The 24,522-nt window shown below is 57.7% G+C and carries 16 protein-coding genes and 2 pseudogenes; 9 read left to right on the top strand and 9 right to left on the bottom strand.

Annotation, left to right across the window (positions count from 1 at the left end; genetic code table 11):
* Window positions 1-170: 170 nt before the first annotated feature.
* Window positions 171-2,666 carry an arylsulfatase gene (locus AC1DU9_RS26205; RefSeq protein ID WP_457266197.1) on the top strand — a complete coding sequence of 832 codons (2,496 nt, stop codon included), beginning with the start codon at window positions 171-173 and terminating at the stop codon, window positions 2,664-2,666.
* Window positions 2,667-3,458: 792 nt separating this feature from the next.
* Window positions 3,459-3,899 (top strand): DUF2628 domain-containing protein, encoded by a 441-nt coding sequence (locus AC1DU9_RS26200; protein ID WP_457266196.1) that lies wholly within the window; start codon window positions 3,459-3,461, stop codon window positions 3,897-3,899.
* 222 nt (window positions 3,900-4,121) lie between these two features.
* Here the strand turns inward: AC1DU9_RS26200 and AC1DU9_RS26195 are convergent, their stop codons facing one another.
* Entirely contained in the window at window positions 4,122-4,781 is a 660-nt protein-coding gene (locus tag AC1DU9_RS26195) for an OST-HTH/LOTUS domain-containing protein (protein WP_477811013.1), read from the bottom strand.
* Between the two features lie 404 nt (window positions 4,782-5,185).
* Complete coding sequence (locus AC1DU9_RS26190) at window positions 5,186-6,229, bottom strand: DUF3592 domain-containing protein (RefSeq protein ID WP_457266195.1); 1,044 nt, start codon at window positions 6,227-6,229, stop codon at window positions 5,186-5,188.
* 564 nt (window positions 6,230-6,793) lie between these two features.
* Between AC1DU9_RS26190 and AC1DU9_RS26185 the strand changes: the two genes are divergently transcribed.
* From AC1DU9_RS26185 to AC1DU9_RS26175, 3 genes and pseudogenes are all read left to right on the top strand, one after another.
* Window positions 6,794-7,666 (top strand): GNAT family N-acetyltransferase, encoded by an 873-nt coding sequence (locus AC1DU9_RS26185; protein WP_477811012.1) that lies wholly within the window; start codon window positions 6,794-6,796, stop codon window positions 7,664-7,666.
* A complete protein-coding gene (locus AC1DU9_RS26180; protein WP_223460593.1) occupies window positions 7,666-8,559 on the top strand; it encodes a polysaccharide deacetylase family protein in 894 nt (297 codons plus the stop codon). Before AC1DU9_RS26185 ends, AC1DU9_RS26180 begins: the two co-directional genes overlap by 1 nt.
* Window positions 8,560-8,585: 26 nt before the next feature.
* Window positions 8,586-8,741, top strand: a pseudogene (locus AC1DU9_RS26175) (polyamine ABC transporter substrate-binding protein); the annotation flags it as partial.
* On the opposite strand, the gene AC1DU9_RS26170 reads toward AC1DU9_RS26175, so the two are convergent.
* The 3 genes from AC1DU9_RS26170 to AC1DU9_RS26160 all read right to left on the bottom strand — a co-directional run bounded on the left by AC1DU9_RS26170 (window position 8,741) and on the right by AC1DU9_RS26160 (window position 12,457).
* Entirely contained in the window at window positions 8,741-9,070 is a 330-nt protein-coding gene (locus AC1DU9_RS26170) for a DHCW motif cupin fold protein (protein ID WP_223460595.1), read from the bottom strand. The pseudogene AC1DU9_RS26175 and the gene AC1DU9_RS26170 sit on opposite strands and share 1 nt — an antisense overlap.
* A 78-nt stretch (window positions 9,071-9,148) precedes the next feature.
* Window positions 9,149-12,061 carry a sensor domain-containing phosphodiesterase gene (locus AC1DU9_RS26165; protein WP_457266193.1) on the bottom strand — a complete coding sequence of 971 codons (2,913 nt, stop codon included), beginning with the start codon at window positions 12,059-12,061 and terminating at the stop codon, window positions 9,149-9,151.
* A gap of 150 nt (window positions 12,062-12,211) precedes the next feature.
* Complete coding sequence (locus tag AC1DU9_RS26160) at window positions 12,212-12,457, bottom strand: hypothetical protein (protein ID WP_223460599.1); 246 nt, start codon at window positions 12,455-12,457, stop codon at window positions 12,212-12,214.
* Between the two features lie 293 nt (window positions 12,458-12,750).
* Here AC1DU9_RS26160 and AC1DU9_RS26155 point away from each other — a divergent pair, with 293 nt between their 5' ends.
* The gene (locus AC1DU9_RS26155) at window positions 12,751-14,073 is read left to right on the top strand and encodes a DUF1329 domain-containing protein (RefSeq protein WP_457266192.1); all 1,323 of its coding nucleotides are present in this window, start codon (window positions 12,751-12,753) and stop codon (window positions 14,071-14,073) included.
* A gap of 166 nt (window positions 14,074-14,239) precedes the next feature.
* On the opposite strand, the gene AC1DU9_RS26150 is transcribed toward AC1DU9_RS26155, so the two are convergent.
* The 4 genes from AC1DU9_RS26150 to AC1DU9_RS26135 all read right to left on the bottom strand — a co-directional run bounded on the left by AC1DU9_RS26150 (window position 14,240) and on the right by AC1DU9_RS26135 (window position 16,947).
* The gene (locus AC1DU9_RS26150; RefSeq protein WP_108215702.1) at window positions 14,240-14,539 is read right to left on the bottom strand and encodes a hypothetical protein; all 300 of its coding nucleotides are present in this window, start codon (window positions 14,537-14,539) and stop codon (window positions 14,240-14,242) included.
* A 126-nt stretch (window positions 14,540-14,665) separates the two neighbouring features.
* Entirely contained in the window at window positions 14,666-15,625 is a 960-nt protein-coding gene (locus tag AC1DU9_RS26145) for a hypothetical protein (protein WP_223460605.1), read from the bottom strand.
* The gene (locus AC1DU9_RS26140; RefSeq protein ID WP_223460607.1) at window positions 15,592-16,101 is read right to left on the bottom strand and encodes a response regulator; all 510 of its coding nucleotides are present in this window, start codon (window positions 16,099-16,101) and stop codon (window positions 15,592-15,594) included. The genes AC1DU9_RS26145 and AC1DU9_RS26140 overlap by 34 nt, the downstream gene beginning before the upstream one ends.
* A 204-nt stretch (window positions 16,102-16,305) precedes the next feature.
* Window positions 16,306-16,947 carry a response regulator gene (locus AC1DU9_RS26135; protein WP_223460609.1) on the bottom strand — a complete coding sequence of 214 codons (642 nt, stop codon included), beginning with the start codon at window positions 16,945-16,947 and terminating at the stop codon, window positions 16,306-16,308.
* Between the two features lie 297 nt (window positions 16,948-17,244).
* Here AC1DU9_RS26135 and AC1DU9_RS26130 point away from each other — a divergent pair, with 297 nt between their 5' ends.
* From AC1DU9_RS26130 to AC1DU9_RS26120, 3 genes and pseudogenes are all read left to right on the top strand, one after another.
* Window positions 17,245-22,107 carry a HAMP domain-containing protein gene (locus AC1DU9_RS26130; protein ID WP_223460611.1) on the top strand — a complete coding sequence of 1,621 codons (4,863 nt, stop codon included), beginning with the start codon at window positions 17,245-17,247 and terminating at the stop codon, window positions 22,105-22,107.
* 62 nt (window positions 22,108-22,169) lie between these two features.
* Window positions 22,170-23,300 carry an ATP-binding response regulator gene (locus AC1DU9_RS26125; RefSeq protein ID WP_223460613.1) on the top strand — a complete coding sequence of 377 codons (1,131 nt, stop codon included), beginning with the start codon at window positions 22,170-22,172 and terminating at the stop codon, window positions 23,298-23,300.
* A gap of 285 nt (window positions 23,301-23,585) precedes the next feature.
* Window positions 23,586-24,522: pseudogene (locus AC1DU9_RS26120) on the top strand (copper oxidase); the annotation flags it as partial.

Here is a 24,522-nt window from a genome sequence, read left to right as displayed (position 1 = left end):
TTGATTTCAGTCTGCGGCCATTGCTGAACCTGCCTGGTATCAAAATCAGGTATAGACACCACTCCTCCAAAGTCAACGACCACTCGGGTTAACGTTGAGATGGACTGGCGAGAGAAGAAAACGGTTCTACACTCCGAACTTGGGGTTTCGGGGGTTTACAGGAGCTGGCCATGGCCACTGCACACTGGAATAAACCTTTATCGTTACGCCAGCGCATCAGTTCAGGACTGGCAGTTGCCTTACTTGCGCTCTCTTGCGCCAATGCAGCGACACAGGAAGTCAACGGCACGCCCGGTTCACCCAGTGCGACCACGACCCTTGACGGGAATTATCTGCCCGCGCCACCAGCACCGTTCGGCGGCGTCATCAATATGGACGTCAAGGAGTCCAAGCCCTATTGGCCACCAACCGTGGTGCCGCCCAAGGGCGCGCCCAACGTGCTGCTGATCATGACCGATGACCAGGGTTATGGCGTGTCCGGCACCTTTGGCGGCGTCATCCCCACGCCGGCCATGGACCGGATCGCGAAGGCCGGGCTGCGCTTCACGCAGTTCCACTCCACCGCACTCTGCTCGCCGACGCGGGCAGCGCTTATCACCGGGCGCAACCATCACTCCGTGGGCTTTGGTGTGATCACCGAGCAGTCCACCGGATTCCCGGGCTACGACTCGATCATTGACAAGAACAGTGCCACGATCGGCAGGATCCTGAAGGAAAACGGCTATTCTACGTCGTGGTTTGGCAAGAATCACAACACCCCCAACTACCAATACAGCCTGGCTGGCCCCTATGACCAATGGCCGAGCGGGATGGGCTTCGATTATTTCTACGGATTCGTGGGCGGCGAATCCGACCAGTGGAAGCCTTTTCTCTTCCGCGATCATACCCAGATCGAACCGTGGGTCGGGAAGCCTGAGTACAACCTCATCACCGATATGGCGGACGAAGCCATCAAGTACATGAATGGCTTGAATGCGGCCGCGCCTGACAAGCCGTTTTTCGTCTATTACGTGCCCGGTGGCACGCATGCACCGCATCAACCGACACCGGAATGGATCGAGAAGTACAAGGGCAAGTTCGACATGGGCTGGAATGCCCTGCGCGATCAGATCTTCGCGAACCAGCAGCGGCTCGGCGTGATTCCGGTGAATACCAAACTCACCCCTTGGCCGGATGACCTGCCGAAGTGGGACACGCTCAACGCCGATGAAAAGAAAATGTTTGCCCGCCAGGCAGAAGTGTTTGCCGCTTACGTGGCTTATACCGATCATGAGATCGGCCGTGTTATCCAGGCCGTGGAGGACATGGGCAAGCTCGACAACACACTGATCATTTACATCAACGGCGACAATGGCACCAGCGCCGAAGGTTCCACCATCGGTACCCCGTTCGATATGGCCGCAATTCAAGGCATTAATGTTCCGGTCGCGGAGCAATTGAAATTCTACGACATCTGGGGCTCGGACAAGACTATGCCGCATATGTCGGTGGCCTGGTCCTGGGCCTTCGATACACCATTCAAATGGACCAAACAGGTGGCGTCGCACTTCGGTGGAACTCGGCAAGGTATGGTCATGTCATGGCCTGACCGTATCAAGGACGCCGGTGGCATCCGCACACAGTTCCATCACGTGATCGACATCGTTCCAACGATCCTGGAAGCCACGCACATCCTGGCACCGGTGATGGTGGATGGTATCGCTCAGAAGCCCATCGAAGGTGTGAGCATGGCCTACACCTGGGACAAGGTGAACGCGAACGTCCCGTCCACGCGCACCACTCAGTACTTTGAAATGCTTGCCAACCGCGCCATCTACCACGACGGCTGGATCGCCTCCACGACCCCGCCTCTGGCGCCCTGGCTTCTCGGCTTGGGCAAGATGCCCGACGTTGTCAACGGATACAACTGGGAGCTTTACAACATCGCGGAGGATTTTTCGCAGAACAATGACCTCGCCGCGAAGATGCCCGACAAGCTGCGCGACATGAAGGAGCTTTTCCTGATCGAGGCGGCGAAATATAACGTGTTCCCGCTGGATAACGACTTACTCCAGCGCGCCACCACGCCGCGACCAAACGCGACCGCCGGCCGGACTGTCTTTACGTACTCGAGTGAATTGTCCGGGCTGCCCGAAAGCAGCGCCCCCAACACCCTCAACAAGTCCTACTCCATCACGGCCGAGGTGGAAATCCCACCGGGCGGCGCCGAGGGGATGCTCAACACACTCGGTGGGCGCTTCGGTGGCTATGGCTTCTACTTGGTGAAGGGCAAGCCTGTCTTTGCCTACAACCTTCTGGCCGTTGAACACTTCCGCTGGGAAGGCCAGGATGCGCTCACGCCCGGCAAGCACACCGTTGTGTTTGACTTCAAATACGACGGGCACGGTTTCGGCAAGGGTGGCACCGGTGTCCTGTCGGTGGACGGTAAGGAAGTCGACCGCAAATCGATCCCGCACACCATCCCGTTCCTCGTGACGGTCGACGAAACCTTCGACGTCGGGGTGGATACCCGGATGGGGGTGGACGACAACGACTATCTACCGCCGTTCCGTTTCACCGGCAAGCTCGACAAGCTGACCATCAAGCTGGATGCTCCAAAGCTGACTGCTGAGGGACAGCTGCTTTACGATCAAGAAATGCAGCAGGTCAAGAACGCGGCGCAGTAGTTCCTGCCTCTCGCTCGCAAAACGCATGGGTCGCCTCTGCACGGGACGGCCCAAGCGGAGTGAATGAGCACATCAAACGAGCGTATATGAACGCTCCGCCACAAGTTGTGGGCGAAAACTCTACCTACCAGTGCCGTCGGCGCAGTTGCAACTCACGACAACCCCACATGATGGAACAGCAAACCGGTGACTAAGGTCCGCATGCCAGTTGGTTTGATTCGTTGAAGTGGGAGTCGTCGCTTTGCGCTGCCCGTGCTGGCAACTACGAGGCAGTGTTCAACCGGCGTGGTGCCGCCCGGTACCTATTTTACAGGTCAGCTACGAAGCAGCGGTATGTCCCTCTGTTAATGACAGCTTTGGGTCGGTTGCTGCCCTTGGTGACAGGCAGAAATCGGCCGATTCTGTTGAAAAAGTCGGTTCTTCCAGATTGACCGCATACTGACCGCTGAAAACGCCTTTTTTGCGCGCCGCTACGCGAAATCTGAGCCCGGAATCCTCTGCTCAATGTAGAGGTTTCAATCTYAAGCGCGTACTTTTCTATCGTGGAAACTATGGCCGACTTTTTCAACAGAATCGGCCAATAGCAGACCTCGGGCGCGCTGCTAGACTCCGCAATGAGGCCAAAGACAATGCCGCCATTCCTACTCGCCTCATTTCGTGTTTCTAGCGCGACACTCAAGCAAAACAGGGAGTTACGCATGAGCAAGGAACGTTATGCGACAGAAACGACGGAAAATACTACGCTACTTCTGCCGTCTACTTATAGTTAGCCACCATCAACAAGGAAGCCTCATGGAATCTCATAATCCCTACTCCCCACCCACCGCAGTGGTTCTCGAACTAAACGAACAACCGACTGACGAAATGATAGAAAACCTACCGATTTCTGCAGCTTGGAAAGAGCGCTTCAAGGCAATCGCTCATGCAGGCGGGCCAAAGCTACCCAACCTCAAAAATCTTCCAAAGCCGGAGCGAAGAAAAGCCTTCTCTTTTAACATATTGGCGTATCTCTTCGGCCCAATATATTACCTATCCAAAGGAATGTGGAAGAAATCAATCACATACTTAATCTTGTCAGTTGCCATTGTTATAGCCCTAAGTCTTCTTCTAGATGCGCTCGGATACCCCGAATTATCCAATGCCCTTAAATATGGAGTAAGTGCATTTTATGCACTCCGCGCAAACATAGACTTTTACAAAAAAACCGTCCTACATAGCAACGGATGGTGGTAACAGCTAACAATGCGCTCAACCACCGCCTACTTCGTTTGAAAACTGGGCGCATATTCATTTCTTCTACTCTAATCGGCCTCTCCAAGACGGCAGCCCTGGGTTTATTTCAGCCGAGTCCAGCAGACAGGCTTTGTCCGGCAGCTGCCTCTCGTCAACGTCAGTTTCCGGCCAGAAGCAGTCAGTCAGCGCGCTTACAAAAGGAAGGACGATTCAGTTTTCCATTCAGCTGACCTTGCTGCGATACCAGACGGCAGTAGGTTCATTATCAGCTTGGGGTTTTCGTATTTCGAACTGCTGTGACTCGCGCAGGGCATGCTTCCAGTCGCTGCAACCGTAGCGCTTGGGCGTCTGCTCTGGATAGGTACCACCAATCCAGTGGATGGCTGCTTCCAGTCGAGTCCAGCCACCTTTGGCAAGCTTGGTTTCCGCTTCACGTAAACAGCGGCATATCCCACTGCCAGGCCAATAGATTGAACCGTCCTCCCTGATACCATCGATGAGCGCATCTTCAAATGCTTGGCTTAGCATAACCGAAGCCACTTTAGCTGCTGCCACATCAATGGTTTTGGCCCAACATTGCAGATTCAGACAATGCCGATTGATGGTTTCGTAGCTTTCCTCCAGAAAACCATCCGCCGCCTGGCAGCCTGATTCAGTCCAGAGATCGAAACGCTCAATGAAGTGGTGAACCAGTTCATTGCGCAGGTCGACCAGCTCCTTGAGGGCGGCCTTCGTTGCCTCATAGTGCTCGGCTGGCATTTCCAACTGGAGTCGATAGCTGAACCAGATCTGGTCACCGACATCGGCTTCCGTCTGTGATTCTTCATTTTGGGGCGACTGGGTCAGAAAGCTTTCGGTCAGCATTCCGACCAACGTGCCCATGGTCTTTTTCAGCGCAACAGACAGCGCCCGAGCTTGCGCTGCACTATACGTTGAAGGTCAGGTACATCATCCGAGGGCATGGTAGTGACTTCATCCATGATTAACGACTCAGGCATAAGTGGTTGGGCTGGAGCGATTCACTGCAATCCGCTTGCCCTGCCAGGAAGGCTTGCAACGCGTAAATCGGACGCTTTTCAATCTCAGTGTAGGCAGAGTCAATCCGCTCGGACTTTTTCAACAGAATCGGTCGACAGCTTCGGGTCGACTTCTGCCGGTCACGACAGGCAGAAGTCGGCCAATAACTGCCTGCTGGAACCGGCTGAAATCGACCCGCAGCAGTCTTCGCTAACGATTGAACTCACAGGCCTGGACAGCCGTTCGGGCAGGTCCGGCGGCATGATGGGTCAGCCCGTAAAGAAGTACTTGCCTTTGACTTTCCTGGGATTGACGAAGACGAAGTCTGGAAAGATTTTTCCTCGGACGTACCAAACATAAGCCAGGATAACGATACTGATAGCTAATGCGATAGTGGTTGTTGCCGGACTCGATGTAAACCCCGCAAGCGATCTTGGGAATTGGGGAAACGATAGGAGTATGTACGCGTTGTAGGCGCCGACGCGATGGTTGTAGAAGCCCCATACCAAAAACAAGGGAATCAAGGTCATTGAAACACCCATAACCCATTTGGCCGTTGGCCCCATCCTGGCGCCGATATACAATCCCAGAAAGAATGCAATCAAAGCCTGGGCGAGCATTATCGTGATGAGAATATTGACCTTGCGATCGTGCTCGTCACAACGAATTGGATCTGCATACGAAGCTATAAAGTAGGCAAGATGACTGTCTTTTACACCCCGCCCGGAGAGTTGTGAAAACACTTCCGACTTTGCAGTGCCGGCGGCGAGTAGTTCGCGAACTTTTTCCTGAACTTCTTTCTTGCTCAAAGTTGAATGTGAAATACTTTCTCTTTGCGTCAACTTGACAGTTTTCTTAGCAGGAAACACCAGGACAGCTATGGCCCCGATAAAGGCTAGCGTGCCCAAGAAAACGCCCAAGTAAAAACCCCCACCTAGTGAGTAAGTACCTGGCTTCACTCTACCCGGCTTTGCAGGGTCGACAAGAATTTCGATCACTTTTCCTTCCCTGAGTGTTGCAATTGATCTTTCGACCGACTCCAGGCTGGTCCTACAGGGCCGCTGCGATATTTCGAGCGGATAAGTGTATTGCTGTCCGTTCAACTCAAAGGTCACGTTAACCAGAGGGCAATAGGTCATACCCTTACTGCGCATCTCCTCAGAAATGGAGACAGTGGCGACAGTGGCATGCAACTTCTGCCAAGTCTTCGTCTCGTCCACCTCCTTGAACGAGGAAAGAGACACGAGAAGGCAGAGCAAGGCAAAGAAAAATAAAACAACGAACAGGGCAGCCCTTAGCAAGAAGGTCTTCATAAGGCTCCTTGGCCAACGTGAAATGCAGGTCAGTTGGGAAATGACGCCTTGGCAGCAAGTCCCCCTGCGCGCAGTGTAATGATGCACTGAGGTTAGTCCGTAGATACTCAAATGCAATGCAACTTCCCGCGCTTGCGTTACTAGCCGGTTTCTGCCGGTTCCCACCGGCAGCTTCACGCCCTGAGGAAGTCAGTCAACCTAAATCGAGGTTCTTCAGGAGCGGTGAACCACGCTTGCTCAAGGCATTCAAGTAGGTGGTTTCATCTAGCACGAGGAATCACGCCAGGAAGGGCCGGGCAGCATTCCACTTGCCCGCGAAAGCTGCGCCGCGTTCTGTCTGATACGTCGCGTCGTCTGCATCGCGGGCAGGCCCGGCTCTTGCAGGTGCATGTTCCACCCTCGCTGACAGCAATCAGGCCTCGCGCTGAGGACAGTCCAATGGCGACGAACATGTTCTGCAGGTGACGTGACGACCTGGATCAATACTCGGGTTGAAGCTATACCGAAAGGGTTCAGAGTGGGGATGGACCACACGCTCGCTTAGCGACTGAGGAGTACTTCGCGGTGTCGAATCAGCTGGTCATACGCAACATGACCCGTCCCGAGCTGGACGAGCTCGTCGATTGGGCTGCCCGTGAGGGTTGGAATCCCGGCCTTCACGATGCCGAGCTGTTCTGGGCTACGGACCCTGCCGCCTTCATCGCGGCGTACCAGGGCGGCGAATTGATCGGCGGCGGTGCGATCACCTCCTACAATGGCGAATTCGGTTTCATGGGTTTTTTCATCGTCCGGCCTGAATATCGCGGTCAAGGTCTGGGCAATACCCTCTGGCACGCACGCCGCGAGCGACTCCTCGCCCGCCTGCACCCAGGTGCGAGCATCGGCATGGACGGCGTCTTCGCGATGCAGGACTACTACGCCAAGGGTGGTTTCGTCTTCTCCCATCGCAACATGCGTTTTCGTGCCAGGATCACCGAACGCCCGGCGACCTCGCAGGTAGACGGCCAGGATATCGTTCCGTTGGCCACCTTCCCGTTCGATCAGGTTGTCGATTACGACCGCACCTGCTTCCCCGCCACGCGCGCAACCTTCCTGAGCGGGTGGATAACCCAAGCCGATGCACTCGCCGTGGGTTGCCGGCGCGAGGGCGGGCTAAGCGGCTATGGCGTAGTAAGGCGCAGCCGGGAAGGCTACAAGATCGGCCCCTTGTTCGCCGATGACGCCCTGGCAGCCAATGCCCTCTACGCGCGCCTGGCGGAATTTGYCGAGGGTGGCCCGCTGTTTCTCGATGTTCCGGAGAATAACCCCGCCGCGATGGCGCTCGTGCACCAACAGGGCATGATCGAGGTTTTCGGCTGCGCACGCATGTACCTCGGCCCTCCTCCGGCGATCGCGCACGAACGTGTGTTCGGCGTCACGACCTTCGAGCTGGGCTGATGTCCGCTCGCGACCTCATCGGTTATGGCGGCTGCCCACCCCACCCGCGGTGGCCCGGTGAGGCACGCGTCGCGGTCCAGTTCGTACTCAACATCGAAGAGGGCGCGGAGTCATGCATCCTCAATGGCGATGCACAGTCGGAGGCCTGGCTTCACGAGCTACCGGGGCGCCCGCCACGTGTGGGGGAACCGGACTTGAGCGTCGAGGGCATGTACGAATACGGATCGCGCGCAGGCGTGTGGCGCATTCTGGATCTGTTCAGCGCCCGAGGCCTGCCGCTGACCGCCTTCGCCGTCGGCCGGGCACTGGAACTCACCCCGGCGATCGGCCATGCGCTCTGCGCCGCAGGGCATGAGATTGCCGGGCATGGCTACCGTTGGCTGGACTATCGCGACATGCCTGAAGACCAGGAGCGGCGCCATATCCGCCTCACCCTCGACGTGATCGAGCAGATCTGCGGTAAACGCCCCACAGGTTGGTACACAGGAAGGGTCAGCCAGAACACCCGCCGCCTGTTGCGTGAGGAAGGCGGGTTGCTCTATAGCTCGGACGCCTACAACGATGATCTGCCCTATTGGCTCCCAGGCGCGCCCGCCCACCTGGTGATCCCTTACACACTGGTCAACAACGACGCCCGCTATCTGCTGCCCAATGGTTTCGCCTGCGGTGAAGACTTCTTCCGGCTGCTCAAGGATGCTTTCGACCTGCTGTGGCAGGAGGGCGCGCAACACCCCAAGATGATGAGCGTCGGCCTGCATGGGCGGATCAGTGGCCATCCTGGTCGTGCGATGGCGCTGGCGCGCTTTCTCGATTACGTGCAAGGCCACGACGCAGTGTGGATCTGCCGGCGCGAAGAGATTGCCAGGCACTGGATCGCCCGATTCCCCGCCTGAGTGGCAAGTGGTTCGCAACGACCTGAGCCACGCCTTACCTATGGGGCACCGACGGGATTGGCTACAACGTTGAAAAGGTCCGCGCCGTCCTCGGTGAGCAGGCACCGGTGAACTCATGGGACCTGCTGTTCAAAGAAGAGAACCTGGCCAAACTCAGTCAATGTGGGGTGGCAATACTGGATTAATCCACAATGAACAACTTTGCTCCAGCCGTGGTGAATGAACGATGCCCTTCAGCATCATTACCCACCTGATAACTCATGCCCGCCGTCAGTGTGAACTGACGACCATCCTCCAACTCTGTATGCAACTGACCTTCGAGACATAGCAGGATATGGCCTCTCCGGCACCAGTGATCGGCCAGGTATCCCGGGCTGTATTCGACCATCCGCACGCGCGCTGCCCCAAACTGGCAGGTTCGCCAATAGGCCGTGCCTGTCAGACCTGCATGCGCCACGGGCTCTATCGTTGACCAATCGGTGGTACCGAACGGGATTGCAGTGAGATCCATTGCCGCCTCATCGACCTACAGTGAATGCGGAGCGTATCAATCTGGCGTTGGTGCCGAATAGTCACAGACGGTCCGTATTTATTGGATACAGGGGACAGTGGTAAAACCCTGGCGACCGAGCAGTGAACTGGCCAACAGCGCCTTCAAACCCATCGGCCTGGCAAAATGATAACCCTGGGCCTGCCCCGCCCCCATTTCGCGCAGCAGGTCCAGCGTTGCTTCATCCTCGACGCCTTCGGCCACCACACTCAGGTCCAGCGATTCGGCCATCCGCACAATCGCCCGGACAATCGCGCGACTGCGGGAACTGGTGGTCAGTTCGAGGATGAACGACTTGTCGATTTTCAATCCGCTGAAACGGTATTGATGCACATAGCTCAGGGATGAAAACCCTGCACCGAAGTCATCGAGCACCACCGACATGCCGTTGTCCGCCAGTTGCTGCATGGTCTGTCGGGCAATCGCCGGCTCGGCTACCAGCGCCCCTTCGGTCAGTTCCAGACAGATCCGTGACGGCGAGACCCGGTGTTGCGCCAACAGTGTCAGCACCTCACTGGCGAAATCGGGACGCGTCATGCTGTAGCTGGAGCAATTGACGTGCACCGGCGGCCAATCGGCGTGCCCGGGCTGCGCGAGGATCGCTGCAATGCTGGCAAGCATGTACAGGTCCAGTCGACCGATCAGGCGCAAACCCTCGACATCCGGCAGGAATTCGCCAGGCGCAATCACCCGGCCGCCCGGCTGATGCCAGCGGATCAGCGCTTCAAGGGCCAACAGCTCGCCGGTTTCGACGCTGACGATCGGCTGGAAATACGGCAGCAGTTCGTCGTTGCGCTTGAGTGCGTTGCGCAAGGCCCCTTCTCGCTCGACCTGGTCCGAGACTTCACGGCGCACCTCCTGGTTGAACACCGCGTAGCTGTCGCGCCCGGCACTCTTGACCCGATACATCGCCGCATCGGCATCGCGCAGCAAGTCGGCGGGCTCGTGATGGAACTGACTGTCGGCGCTGACGATACCGATACTGCAGGACGAGAAAACTTCATGGCCATTGATGAAAAACGGCAGGTCGAACGCCACCAGGATCCGTTCGGCAATTTCGATCATCACCTCCAGCGGCGCCTCGGGAGCCAGCACCGAAAACTCGTCGCCCCCCAGGCGCGCCAGCATGTCGGTGTCGCGCAGGCAACCACGTAAACGGTGGGCCGCCTGCATCAACAGCAGGTCGCCAAAATGGTGGCCGAGGCTGTCGTTCACCATCTTGAAGCGGTCGAGATCGATGAACATCACCGACAGGTGCCCGCCTTCGTTGCCGAACCGCGACCAGGACAGATTGAGGCGCTGTTGCAGGTAGGTGCGATTCGGTAGCCCGGTCAGCGCATCGTGGGAGTTCTCGTGCTGCAACTTGGCATTGGCGTGATCGAGCTCGCGGGTGCGGCTCTGCACCCGGGCTTCCAGCTGGAGGTTGGCGGCATGGATCGCTTCGGCGGCCGTGCGTCGCGACAACGCTGTGTCGATGTGCCGTGACACGAACGTCAGCAGCTCCTGGTCACGCTGGGTATAGCTCACCTGCGAGGTATAGCTTTGCACCGCCAGCACGCCTCGCACCACGTCGTCTTCGAACAATGGAATGCCCAGCCAGGAGTAGGAGCGCACAGACTCATGGGCAATTTCGATTTCACCATGCGCGGACAATCGTTCAGCCTCGCCGGCGTCAATCAGGCAGGGTCGACGCTGACGGATCACGTACTCGGTCAAGCCCCGGCGCCCTCGCCGTGCCGCCGGGCGGGTCGTCTGCCGTTCATCCACATAATAGGGAAACGTCACTTCACCGGTCGCGTCGTCGAACAGCGCAATGTAGAAGTTCTGCGCAAACAGCAGGTCATCGACGATGCCATGCAAGGATTGAAACAACTCGGCCGTGTCACCAGGCTGGCTCGACAGTTCGGCTATCTGGAACAGCGCGTTCTGCAGGTGTTCGGCGCGCTCTCGGTCTGCGACTTCCTGCCTCAAGGCGTCGTTGAGTGCCGAAAGCTCCAGGGTACGACGCATCACTGTTTCTTCCAGGTCCTCCCGATGCAGAATCCGGTCCAGCGCCATGGCCACGTGACGGGCTACCACCAGAAACAGCGCGCGGTCTTCGGCGCTGTAGATGCGAGAAACGTCGTAGACCTGCATTGCCAGCATGCCAAACACGTCATCCGAGGCGTTTTTCAATGGAGCGCCCATCCAGAACTCGGGACGATCACCCACGCAGTAGAAACGGTTTTCGGCCTGAGCCGCGAGAATGCCGGCAGAGTCAATCAGCAACGGCTGGCCGGTGGTCAATACCTGGCCGGTCAACGACAGATGCGCAGGGTCAAGGTATTCGTAGTTCTCGGCTTCCAGGGCATCAGCGTCGATGATGTCGACGTAATACGGGTAGTCGATCTTGCCGGTGTGCGGGTTATACAGCGCGAGATAGAAGTTCTCGGCGTCGATCAGGCTGGCCAGCAGCCGGTGAACCCCCACCAGAAACACTGACCGGTCACGGGTCGAACTGGCGAGATAGGTAATTTCATACAGCACACGCTGCGTGATCTGCGCACGGGCAAGGGTATTGGTCTGTAGCTCAATGCCCAGGCGCTGGGCAAGTTCAGCGAGCGCCGGCTCTGCTGCATCGTCGACTGGCGCGAGTAGCCAACCCAGCACACTTTCGCCTCTTCCGGTCGGCCAGCGGTGCACGTTGCGGGCCAGGCAAAAGGCTTCGAACTCGTCATTCGCAACGCTAGAAGGCCACTGTACCCGTGGGTCGCCCTGGCCAACCCGATGCATCTGTTCACCGGTGCGGTAAAACACCCAGGCGCTGGTATGGGCCCCGTTGCGCACAGAATCCAGCAATTGTCCGATCGTGTCGTCTTCACCGACAGTACCCGGGTTCTCTATGGGCTCAGGTACGGCACCTTCGCACGTGCGCGATTGCCATGGGGAGCCGGTCAATGTACGAAAACTCATCAGCGCTCCCTGAGCCAAAAACTGCCGACACTCGCTTACTGATTGCCAGCAGTGTGCCGTAAAGCTTTCCGTTTAAAGCTTATAGCGGTTTTTTTCAATGACTTTATGCACTTTGCTGCCAGGTATGAGACGGGCCACAAACTAAACGTATCAGTCGTCGTTGTCATCGCGATCACGGTAGCGACGGTGATCGCGATCATAGTCACGAGAATCATAGCCACGACGATCATAGTCACGGTCATAACCTCGATCATCGTCCCCTCTTTGGTAGTAACCACGTCGATGATCATGATCGTGATATCGACCGTACCGTTCTCCGTCATCCCAGTGCGGGCCGCAGCCTCCCAACAAGACGGCGCTGGAAATGGCCACGATCAAGAGTACTGCGCGATTCATATGAACGTCCTAAACGTCGGAGGTATGGAATGGTTACAACTATGACCATTCAGTAACTCAATGATTCCTCGGGGAAATACAAACGAGTGATGGTCACTCTCCCATCGAATCCCCGTCGAGACAGCCAGAGCCTGTCATGAATAGCCAAGGGACTGTCGTCAAATGAAAAGCGCCCCTGATGCGGGGGCTATTTACTGGCAGCACTGAAAAAACCTCTGGCGATCGAGCCGACGTAAGCGACTGCTGCGCCTGAGTCACGAGTTGACTGGTACGCCAGGCAGGAGAATAACAATATGAAATTCGTGAAGAGCCTTCTGGCTGCCGTACCCCTCATGGCGCTGGCCATCGATGCCCAGGCCTATGTATCGAACCGGGAAGCCGCTCGGCTGGGCACCAGCCTGACGTGGGTGGGTGCCGAAAAGGCCGGTAATGCCGATGGCTCCATCCCGCCCTACAACGGTGGCCTGACCACTGCCCCCGCAAGCTTCAAGACCGGCGACAGCATGCGCCCGGACCCCTTTGCCCACGAAAAACCACTGCTGGTGATCAACGGCAAGAACGTCGAGTCGTACAAAGGCATGCTGACCGCCACCACCGTAGCGTTGGCCAGGCGTTACCCCGGCTTTCGCATCGATGTGTATCCGACCCACCGCACTGCATCGCTCCCGCAGGCGGTACTGGACAATAGCCGCCGCAATGCCACTGCCGCCAGGTCCCTCAACGGCGGGATCGCCATCGACAATGTGCTGCCCGGCGTGCCGTTCCCGATCCCGCAATCAGGCGCTGAAGCGATGTGGAACTTCCTGCTGCGCTACCAGGGTGTCAACATCCATTCCAAGTACGACTCCTGGAGCGTCGACACGGCGGGCGTACCGAGCCTGGCGGTCACCGGCGAGGCATTCGTCTCCTTCCCGATTTACGAGAACATGTCCAAGCCCTTCAACAGTTCCGACATTTACTATCAGTTGAAACTGTCCTATACCGGCCCCGCGCGCCGGGCCGGCGAGTCGATCATGCTCAAGAACGCCACCAACCCGACGCAGTTTCCTGGCCGGGCCTGGCAGTACATGCCTGCCCAGCGCCGYGTCAAACAGATTTCGATCCTGGCCTACGACACACCCAACCCCGGTACCGCCCGAGCACTGGAACTGTATGACTGGACGCTGGTCGGCAAGCAGGAAATGATCGTGCCCTACAACACCTACAAACTGACCTACGCTCGCGATGCCAAATCGCTGACCACGCCAAACTTCATTGCGCCGGACTTCGTACGCTGGGAAAAACACCGGGTCTACGTCGTGGAGGGCAACCTCAAGCCCGGTGCAAACCACATCTACCAGAAGCGTCGCTTTTACCTGGATGAAGACACCTGGGCCGCTGTGGCCTCCGATCAGTACGACACCAGTGGCCAGCTATACCGTGGCTCCTTCGCTTTCTTCAGCCAGAGCTATGACCAACAGGTCCCGGACGCCACCCCTTTCATGACGTACGACCTGTCGAAAGGCACCTATAACATCAATGGCGTGGTGGGCCCTCATGGCGGCATCCGCTATATCGAGCCGTTATCGACGGCGCAGTGGGTGCCAGAGTCCATGGCGGGCACCGGTATTCGCTAGGGACCGATAAATCACAAAGCCCCGGTTCGAAAAAGCCGGGGCCCGGGATTTCGGCTGGGCCGAGGCTTGAGGGCTGGGCCCGTTTCAGCGCCTGACCGGCGGGATATCCCTGCCGGCCGACGATAGTGAAATATCAGTTACCCGCAGTCGTCATGGAGACAGGCATCTAGCGCTTGCCCTTCATGCAGACGACGGAAAGATAAGCACCCCAAAGCACACCACACAGGGCAAGTATGAGCTCCGGATTGAAAATGTTCTGATCGGCCGGCGCCACCAGGATTTCGCTATATAGGCACAAGGCGCCCGCGATCAACGCAAGAAAGTATCCGGTCCGGGTTCTGGTCCGGCGCAGCAACAGAACCTTTTTCAGCCCCTCGTCTTTCCATTCTTGAAGGGGTATGCATTGGATCTCCTCCAGCAGCACCACACCCCACAGCAACGCGCACAACCAATAGCCTATCATCATGATTTCCTCCACTTAGAACATTGATTCAACAGGTAGAACATTAATTCAACATGAATACAGCGCGCACTCCGCGCTCAACTTACAAAGATCGATTCCAGAGTCTTTTCTGACTCGTGCAATTTGCTCTCACGCAAATCCATATCCTGAAGCAGGTGAGAAGGTTCGAGCGGCCGCTGCCAGGGGCGGTGATGCAGGACCATAGACGGGGAGTCCGAGTGGAGCACGCCCGGTCTCGTTGCCAGTGGTCGCATCCCGCTGGACCACTTCAGCGGTGTCGAAGTCATACTCCCAGTGGCCTGCCTCATTCCACTTGTGGAGAAAGTAGGTATAAAACGGCACAAACAGTCCCTGGTTCGGCTCAGCGTATTGCAACCCGAACACGTACTCAGGCTGGTTCTTCATTTCACGACCGCTATGGCAATGCTGGACCCAGGCCAGGTCGTCGAGAACGACAACCTTCCAGAACGGGTCGTGATCGTAGAACTTCAGCGAAACTTTCTTGCCGCTTCTGCGGCACTCGTTCAGGAACGCAATGCTGGCGGCAAGTTCCTCTTGAAAGGTCGAGGTTGTAACTTCTTCCGGAAGTGAGTCGACTCGCTTGCGCGCCGCTACGCCGAGCGGATTGAGCAACATGACGCGGATTTCATACGCCGTCGTGAAGACCTCCTTCAACAGGCTATCCGGGGCAATCAGGGTTTCGTACCCCGTGAGCGAAAGGATGGAGGCGTCACGCGCCGCCGGTAAAGAGCGAACCAGATTGCGTTCCTGAAGGGTCGAAAGCCATCCCTTGCGCGGATGCCTGGTGAAGAGCAGCGAAGCCATCTTCGCGCTCGTCAGGCGATGGCGGTTGTCCCACGCGCGTTTGCACAGATAGAACAGAACCATCAAGGTTGAGGCCAGCACGATTTCTGTCGCCAGCAACAGATTCGCGTTCAACTCCACGCGTGGCCACCATACATAGAGGATGTACCGCGCCGCATCCGGCGTGGCAAACGCCATGGCCATTGCCAGCAAGGTGATGACGCCATGTGACATGACGTGCCGCAGCACGGCTAGAAAGTCGTGTTCTTTGCTGATTGGTTCCATGGGGTACTGCTCCCATTTGGTGATGATTGCCAGCAGGAAAAATCTTCCGGTAACAGGTACTTGGCTAAACGCTCCAACATGCGGCGCATGATGGCCAGTTCATGGTTTTTGTCGTAGAACGCGTAGGCACCCGCTTTTGTGAAGTACTTCCAATGTGTCGGATCAGCGCAATTGCTGACCACGATGACTTTTGTCAGCGGATACTCGGCTGCGACCACACGCAATACTTCCATGCCCTGACCGTCGCCGAGGTTGACGTCCAGCAAGACAACATCTGGCGGTTCACGCCGAATGGCGACGATGGCGGCCGTTGCGCGGTGGAACACCCCGGCAAGTGACAGGCCAGCGATCCTTGGCGACACCGTGCGCCTCAGTGCTGGCACGGCGTTCGAATCCTCAACGACAAACAGACGCAAAGGGCCTGAATATCTGGCTGGCATCAGTGCAGTCAATGGTTCTGTGCTGGTGACCTGCATGATTTCACCTCTCTTTTTTGACATAGCTGTACAAGACGCTGACGAAGACAACTCCACTCAGCGGACCAAATCTTGCGCAGGGGGAAATATGCTCGAGTAGAACGAAACCGACTATCGACGTTAGCGGGACATCTTTGTGGAGATATCGGCCAAGAGCTTGTAGTGATTCCACTACAAGCAGGCTGGAACGGGTGACGGGGCGCTCTAACTCAACAGGCCGTTTTCGAGCGCATAGCGGGCCAGTTTCGCGTTGCTGTCCATCCCGGTTTTTTCCAGGATGCGTGCCCGGTACGTCGTGACGGTACTCGGGCTCAAGTGCAATATCTGCGCGATGCGGACAATTCGCTCGCCTGAAGCGAGGAGCTTCAGGACTTCAAGTTCCCGGTCGGATAGCGCTTCGTGGGGTGCCTCGTCGCCTCTGCCGATAGCGTTGACCAGTTTTTCTGCCAGCTCTGGACTGACGTGCTTGCCGCCTGAGGCCACCTTGCGAACTGCCGTAACCAGGGTGGCTGCGGAAATATCCTTGGTGAGGTATCCCGCTGCGCCGTGCTTGATTGCGCGTAACGCATAGGCCTCGACCGAATGCATGCTCAACATCAGAATCGCGAGCTTGGGCTTCTCTGCACGCATGAGCTTGAGGAGTTGGAGGCCGGTTTTATCGGGCAGCTGAATATCTACCAGCGCCACGTCGAAATCCTGCTCCCGGACCAGGCGCATGGCGTCTTGTGCCGTCTCTGCTTCGCCCGTTACGTCGATCTCGCCGGCAGTCTCCAGCATGCGTCGCACGCCGTTACGCACGATGCTGTGATCGTCCACCAGCAAGACTCTGATTTTTTGGTCAGTCATCTGTATTTTCCATTCGGCAGTGGCCAGCAAGCCATGGAATCAGCTGCAGAGTTTGACGTTAGCAGGCACAGAGCACACTTGCACTTTTGCCTCAGGCATTGGTGCTCGCTTCTCCGCACAGCGGGTGCAGGCGGTTGGAATGGCCTGTTCCCGGCCAATTTCCCCAGGCTGCGGGGCATTGCGCCAACCTTGCTAATATTTCGTAAGCCAACGCTCAGTTCTCAGCATGGTCAATACTGCAATGCCGGCTCCTGCATGACGCCTTGCGCGTGGCATCCATTTTGACTGGACATAGACATGGCCACAGTAACGACACCAATCGAAGTACTCGACATGAAGACGTTGCTGACAGCGCTGAAGGCGTTGCGCAATGGTGACTTCACCAAGCGTATGCCGGATGACTGGACCGGCATGCCGGGCAAGATCGCCGACACGCTCAACGAGATCATCGACATGGCCGCCGACACCGCCACCGAATTCGAACGCGTGGCGCGACTGATCGGCAAGCAGGGCAAGGTCGATGAGCGTATTCAATTGCCGATGATGAAAGGCTCTTGGCAAAAGATCGTCAACTCGAGCAATGCGCTCACCAGCGACCTCATCAGCCCGATGAACGAGATGATTCGCGTTATCGATTCGGTTGCCGAGGGTAATCTGAGTCAGCGGGTACCACCGGTACTCAACGGCCTGAAACTGCGGGGCCAGTTCCTCAAATCCGCCGGGATCGTGAACACCATGGTGACTCGACTGGGCTCCTTCGCTTCGGAGGTGACCCGCGTGGCGCGTGAAGTCGGCACTGAAGGGATTCTCGGTGGGCAGGCCAAAGTCAAAGGGGTGTCCGGCACCTGGAAAGATCTGACCGACTCCGTCAACGACATGGCCGCCAACCTGACCACTCAGATGCGCAACATCGCTTACGTGACGACCGCTGTGGCCAAAGGCGATCTGGGCAAGACGATTACCGTCGAAGCCAAGGGCGAGATTCTCGAACTGAAAAACACCATCAACACGATGGTCGACCAGCTCTCGAGCTTCGCCTCGGAGGTGACCCGCGTGGCGCTGGAAGTCGGTACCGAAGGCAAGTTGGGCGGTCAGGCGGAAGTGCGCGGCGTATCAGGCACCTGGCGCGACCTGACCGAATCGGTCAACGGCATGGCGGCCAACCTGACCACCCAGGTGCGCAACCTCGCACAGGTGACGACCGCGGTGGCGCGCGGCGACCTCGGCAAGAAAATTACCGTTGAAGCCAAGGGCGAGATTCTCGAACTGAAAAACACTATCAACACAATGGTCGACCAGCTCTCCAGCTTCGCCTCGGAGGTGACACGCGTCGCGCTGGAAGTCGGTACCGAAGGCAAACTGGGCGGACAGGCCAAAGTGACCGGCGTGTCCGGTACCTGGAAGGACTTGACCAACTCGGTCAACGGCATGGCGGCCAACCTGACCACCCAGGTGCGCAACATCGCCGACGTGACGACGGCGGTGGCCAACGGCGACCTGTCGCGCAAGATCACAGCCGAAGCGCAAGGTGAAATTCTCCAACTCAAGGAAACCATCAACACCATGGTGGACCAGCTCTCGACCTTTGCCGACGAAGTGACGCGCATGGCACGCGAAGTGGGAACTGACGGAAAACTTGGTGGTCAGGCCAAGGTGACGGGTGTCGGTGGGACCTGGAAAGATTTGACCGACTCGGTCAACAGCATGGCGGCCAACCTGACCAATCAGGTGCGCAACATCGCCGACGTGACGACAGCAGTCGCCAAAGGTGACCTGGGGCGCAAGATTACCGTGGAAGCCAAGGGTGAAATCATGGAGCTGAAAAACACCATCAACACCATGGTGGACCAGCTCAACAGCTTTGCCGCCGAAGTGACGCGGGTGGCGCGCGAAGTCGGCACCGAGGGAAAGCTCGGGGGACAGGCGCAGGTGCAAGGCGTGTCCGGCACCTGGAAGGATTTGACCGAAAACGTGAACTTCATGGCAGCCAACCTGACCAGCCAGGTGCGAGGCATCGCGAAAGTGGTGACCGCTGTAGCCAACGGCGACATGAAGAAGAAACTGACACTGGAGGCCAAGGGCGAGATCGCCAAACTGGCCGACACCATCAACGGTATGACCGATACGCTGGCGCTGTTCTCCGATCAGGTGACCTCAGTGGCGCGTGAAGTGGGCGTCGAGGGCAAGCTGGGTGGCCAGGCCAACGTGCCGGGTGCTGCCGGCACCTGGCGCGATCTGACCGACAACGTGAACGGTCTGGCGGCCAACCTGACCAATCAGGTGCGCGCAATTGCCGATGTGGCGACTGCCGTGACCAAGGGCGATCTGACGCGTTACGTGGAGGTGGAAGCAAAGGGTGAAGTGGCGGAATTGAAGGACAACGTCAACGAAATGATCCGCAACCTGCGGGAAACCACGCGGCAAAACGCGGAACAGGATTGGCTCAAGAGCAATCTCGCGAAGTTTAACCGCCTGCTGCAGGGCCAGCGCGATCTGGCGGCAGTCTCCAAGATGGTGCTGTCTGAACTGGCTCCGCTGATCAACGCCCAGCACGGTGTGTTCTACATGATGAACGAGAGCCCGCCCGATCCTGCGAAACTCAAACTGATGTCCGCTTATGCGTACAAGGGCAACATCAATGTGAACGATGAGTGGCGGCTCGGCGAGGGCCTGGTCGGGCAATGCGCCTACGAGAAGCGGCGCATCCTGCTGACCGATGTACCCGCAGATTACGTCGCGATTTCATCGGGACTGGGTGCGGCCGCCCCGCTCAATATCATCGTGTTGCCGATCCTGTTCGAGAACAAGGTCAAGGCCGTCGTGGAAATGGCTTCGTTCACGCGCTACAGCATCATTCATCAAACCTTCCTCGATCAACTGGCTGAATCGATTGGTATCGTGCTCAACACGATCGAAGCCAATATGCGTACCGAAGAACTGCTCAAGCAGTCGCAATCGCTGGCGCAGGAGCTGCAAAGGCAACAGGAAGAATTGAGACAGACCAACGAGGAACTGGAGGACAAGGCCGGACTGCTGGAGGAGCAGAAAGCCGAAGTGGAGCGCAAGAACCGCGAAGTCGAAATCACCAAGCTGTCGCTGGAGGAGAAGGCGGAGCAACTGATGCTGACCTCCAAGTACAAGTCCGAATTCCTTTCCAGTATGTCCCATGAGCTCAGAACGCCATTGAACAGCTTGCTGATCCTGGCCCGGCAGCTCAGCGACAACGCGGAGCACAATCTCACGCCCAGGCAGGTCGAATATGCCAAGACCATCCGTAGCGCGGGCAAAGACCTGCTGGAGCTGATCGACGAGATTCTCTATCTGTCCAAGATCGAGTCGGGTACGGTCACACTGGATCTGAATGAAGCGCTGTTCGCCGATCTGCACCACCAGATCGAACGCACCTTCCGGCCGGTCGCCGAAAGCCGGGGCCTGGACTTCACGATTGAACTGGCCCCTACCCTGCCCCCCTGCATCCGGACCGATGAAAAGCGCCTGCTACAGGTGGTCAAGAACCTGCTGTCCAACGCTTTCAAGTTCACTGAACAAGGCAGTGTCAAGCTCAGCATCGAACCCGCTGTGTCCGGGTGGAGCGTGGATCACAGCGAACTCAATAGCGCCGATGCGGTGGTTGCCTTCGTGGTCACCGACACCGGCATTGGCGTATCTGCCGACAAGCAGAAGCTCATCTTCGAAGCGTTCCAGCAGGCAGATACCGGAACCTCACGAAAATACGGCGGCACCGGCCTCGGTCTGTCGATCAGCCGCGAGCTCGCACACCGGCTGGGCGGTGAGCTGCGGCTGATCCCCGGTGAGATCGGCAAGGGCAGTACTTTCGCGCTGTACGTGCCCTTGCGTACACAGGATGCCCAGCATCAGACGCTGGACGAATCAGCGACAGAGGCAGTACCTGGCCAAGTCAGGCGCGACCCTGTGTCAGACCCGTCTGTACAGATACCGGACGACCGCGAGTCTGTCCAACCCGGGGACCAGGTGCTGCTGATGCTCGAGGGCGACACCCGATTCGCCAGCATTCTGCTCGAGGCCGCGCACCACGAGGGGTTCAGGGCTATCGTCACGACCCGTGGCGCGGATGCACTGGAGCTTGTCGAACGCTTCAAACCCGCCGCGATCACTCTGGACCCGGGCCTGACCGACATCGATGGTTGGTCGCTACTCGAGCAGTTCAAGCGCAATTTCGCCACGCGTCACATCCCGGTCCAGATCATCTCGATCGCTGACGATCACACACGCGGGCTGCGCTATGGCGCTTTCGACTATCTGCTCAAACCGGTCACAGCCGACGAGATTCAAAATGCGCTGGTGGGCATCGTGGCATTCGCTCGGCGCAAGACCAGGAATCTGYTGCTCATCGACGGCGACGAAGGGAGCCGCGCCCGTATCCTCGATCTACTCGGCAATACCGATGTGAAGATCGCAACGACCGGCAGCGGCGCGCAAGCCTTGAACAAACTGGCAACGAAACGCTACGACTGCATGGCAATCAATCTCAAATTGCCCGACGTATCCGGCATCGGGTTTCTCGAGGCGTTGCAGGAAGACCACGCCATGCGTGAATTGCCGATCGTCGTCTATGGTGTAGAGACACTGACCAAGCCGGAACGCGAGCGTTTCAGGACACTGCTCGGCAAGGGCGTCATCAAGGCAGTTCAATCGCCCGAGCGCATACTCGACGAAACCGCGCTGTTTCTACACCGCGTCGTAGCCAGTCTGTCGCCGACCCAGCGCAAGATGCTGGAAAAACTCTATCAGGGATCAGACAGTCTCGAGGGTAAAAAGGCCCTGGTGGTCGACGATGACGTGCGCAATATTTTTGCCCTGACCAGCGTGCTCGAGTGCAACAAAATGCTGGTGGCCACGGCCGAAAACGGCCGAACCGCCATAGAACTGCTGCAGCAGCAGCCCGATACCGACATCGTGTTGATGGACATCATGATGCCCGAGATGGATGGCTTTGAAACCATGCGCCAGATCCGTACATTCAAAAGGTTTGAAACCCTGCCCATTATTGCGCTGACGGCAAAGGCGATGATGGGTGACCGTGAAAAGTGCCTCGAGGCAGGAGCATCGGACTATGTCAGCAAGCCGGTGGATACCGACCAGCTGCTGTCACTGATGCGCAAATGGCTCTATCGATGACGCTGTACCGCGCTCATTGCGGCCAGCGCAAACCGAAGTGGCAAAAATGAAGTGGCATAAATATGCAGGAACCCCCGGCATTCAAAGAGAGAGCCCAGGTGCGGCAAGCGCTCCCGCCTGATGGCGTACCAGCATCCGTGTTGCTGGTGGATGACAATCCCGGCAAGCTTACGGCGCTCGCCGCGGTGATTGCCGACATGGGCCTCGATGTTGCCACGGCGACCTCCGGGCGCGAGGCGCTGCGCCTGCTATTGCAGCGCGACTTCGCCGTCATTCTGCTCGACGTGAAAATGCCCGTGATGGACGGTTTTGAAACCGCGGCACTCATTCACGGCCGCCCGAAATCGGCCCACACGCCCATTATCTTCGTCACGGCGGAGGCCGATACGGATTCCGAGCGTTTCCGCGGTTATACGTCCGGCGCAGTGGATTACATCTTCTCGCCGATTGTGGCCGAAGTTCTTCGCGCCAAGATCCTGGTGTTTGTCGACCTGTACTACTTGCAGCGCAAACTGACGATGCAGGCCGAAGAACTGCTGCAATCGAAGCTGCAGCTGCGTGAACTGGCCGCCTATCAGGAGCGCATCAAGGAAGAAGAGCGAAAGCGCATCGCACGCGACATCCATGACGAGCTGGGGCAAAGTCTGCTGGCATTGCGAATTGACGTCTCCATGTTGCAGGCGCGCACCAGTACCCGGCACCCCAAGCTCAACGAAAAGGTCAGCGACGCCCTGAATCACCTCGATTCAGCCATCCGCAGTGTCCGCAGCATCATCAATGATCTTCGACCGCCCGTACTCGATCTGGGACTACAGGCAGCGATCGAGTGGCAACTTGAAGAGTTCCGGCAGCGCAGCGTGATCGATTGCACGATGTCGGTGAAAGACGAGAGTTTGCGTTGCGATCTGAATGAAAAATCCGCCACGACTCTGTTTCGCATCGTGCAGGAATCGCTATCGAATATTGCCCGGCACGCGCAAGCGACACAGGTGCATATCGAACTCTACCGGGAGGGCCGCCGACTTTACCTGCTGATCAAAGACAATGGTGTCGGCATGACGGATCGCAAAAAATCGAACTCGTTCGGGTTGGTGGGGATGAAGGAACGCATCAGCATGCTCGGCGGCGAATTCACGATCGACAGCGCACCGGACAAAGGAACGAGATTGACGATATCGCTGCCACTCGACTGACGTGGCCATTTCTCTTGGCCCAGACAYTGCGCACAATCGCACCCGTTATTGGGGGATATTCCCCGTCATCGGGGGTATTCATCCTGGCTGCTCCTACCTGCCTGAAGCCAGCAGACAAGGGGTATGCGGCGTAGAGCCATTAGTCACCTTCTTTCACTTTTGGCGGAAAATTTGCATCATCCTTATCCCGGTTCGAAATCAAACATTTCGCCAGCCGGGCCAGGAGCAGTGGCTCAATACCCATGTATTGCCGCGCGCTCCGAGGAATCGTCAGAGGTGTTTGCGATGAAACTGGATGCCGGAAGGCTGAATCCTAGTCCATTGTCCAAAACCAGGCTGGCGTTAAGTATCTCTGCTGCCGTGATCGTGTTTGGGCTGGGCTTGTCCCAGACCCGGGCAGCCCCCCTCGACAACACCGATCCACCGCCTCCTACCGACCCATCGGCGTTCACCAACCCGCCCGCCGACCCCAATGCCGCATTGCGGGACTTGCTCAAGCTGCCTCCCGCAAACGTGGGCGCCTTCGACTTGCCCAATGGAGTGGTCGGTAACCGCCAGACCCCCTTGGTCGACAATGTGCTGCCACCCGATCTGCAACCCAGCTTCAACATCCCCACTAACGGTAATGCCAGCCCGGTGTTCGGGGCTCAACCGTTCACCCAGAAGCTTGAACTGTTCGAGGAATTCGGCTCGAACAAACTGGATGCGACCGACCCGCCATCCCCGGTTCCATTTCCGGTTCCGACGCTGGGCCCCGCACCGGCGCAAGATCCATTGAACGTGGCACGTAGCGGCCCGTCTCCGGATGCGCTGGACGCCTTTCTCAGGCAGCCGGCATTGACGCCCTTCCCGACAGAGTTCTCCAATGTCCTGGACCGCAACCCCTGGAAGGCGCAGATCGAGCTTTTCCTCAATCGCCGAGTCGACTCGCCCGCAGAAGGCCGGCCACCGGGCAAAGGCTGGTCGCACCAGCGTTTCAATGAGTTTTTCCCGCGCGATGCCTTCAAGACTGTGCAAGCCGGCGCGCACGTCAACAGCGGCTTGCGTGATCGGATGCAACGGCATAACTACGCTGTGGGGGAATTTGCGCCCGGCGGGCTCTATCACAACACCAACGGCAACCCGGCCAACGAGGGCACCACCAAGGGCATTCAAGTGCAGTTCCACCCCAACTTGCCTGTCCTGGTCCATATTGCGTTGTGGACATTCGACGGCACCTTTG

The sequence above is a fragment of the Pseudomonas sp. P4_C1 genome (genome assembly GCF_056402155.1).
This window is presented reverse-complemented; position numbering and strand designations above follow the sequence as displayed.

Excerpts from the sequence above, each read along its gene's own strand:
- AC1DU9_RS26165 (WP_457266193.1), bottom strand. The coding sequence starts at position 12,061 with ATGAGTTTTCGTACATTGACCGGCTCCCCATGGCAATCGCGCACGTGC.
- AC1DU9_RS26135 (WP_223460609.1), bottom strand. The coding sequence starts at position 16,947 with ATGACTGACCAAAAAATCAGAGTCTTGCTGGTGGACGATCACAGCATC.
- AC1DU9_RS26190 (WP_457266195.1), bottom strand. The coding sequence starts at position 6,229 with ATGAAGACCTTCTTGCTAAGGGCTGCCCTGTTCGTTGTTTTATTTTTC.
- AC1DU9_RS26195 (WP_477811013.1), bottom strand. The coding sequence starts at position 4,781 with ATGGGCACGTTGGTCGGAATGCTGACCGAAAGCTTTCTGACCCAGTCG.
- AC1DU9_RS26150 (WP_108215702.1), bottom strand. The coding sequence starts at position 14,539 with ATGATGATAGGCTATTGGTTGTGCGCGTTGCTGTGGGGTGTGGTGCTG.
- AC1DU9_RS26200 (WP_457266196.1), top strand. The coding sequence starts at position 3,459 with ATGGAATCTCATAATCCCTACTCCCCACCCACCGCAGTGGTTCTCGAA.
- AC1DU9_RS26125 (WP_223460613.1), top strand. The coding sequence starts at position 22,170 with ATGCAGGAACCCCCGGCATTCAAAGAGAGAGCCCAGGTGCGGCAAGCG.
- AC1DU9_RS26180 (WP_223460593.1), top strand. The coding sequence starts at position 7,666 with ATGTCCGCTCGCGACCTCATCGGTTATGGCGGCTGCCCACCCCACCCG.
- AC1DU9_RS26170 (WP_223460595.1), bottom strand. The coding sequence starts at position 9,070 with ATGGATCTCACTGCAATCCCGTTCGGTACCACCGATTGGTCAACGATA.
- AC1DU9_RS26140 (WP_223460607.1), bottom strand. The coding sequence starts at position 16,101 with ATGCAGGTCACCAGCACAGAACCATTGACTGCACTGATGCCAGCCAGA.
- AC1DU9_RS26160 (WP_223460599.1), bottom strand. The coding sequence starts at position 12,457 with ATGAATCGCGCAGTACTCTTGATCGTGGCCATTTCCAGCGCCGTCTTG.
- AC1DU9_RS26205 (WP_457266197.1), top strand. The coding sequence starts at position 171 with ATGGCCACTGCACACTGGAATAAACCTTTATCGTTACGCCAGCGCATC.
- AC1DU9_RS26145 (WP_223460605.1), bottom strand. The coding sequence starts at position 15,625 with ATGGAACCAATCAGCAAAGAACACGACTTTCTAGCCGTGCTGCGGCAC.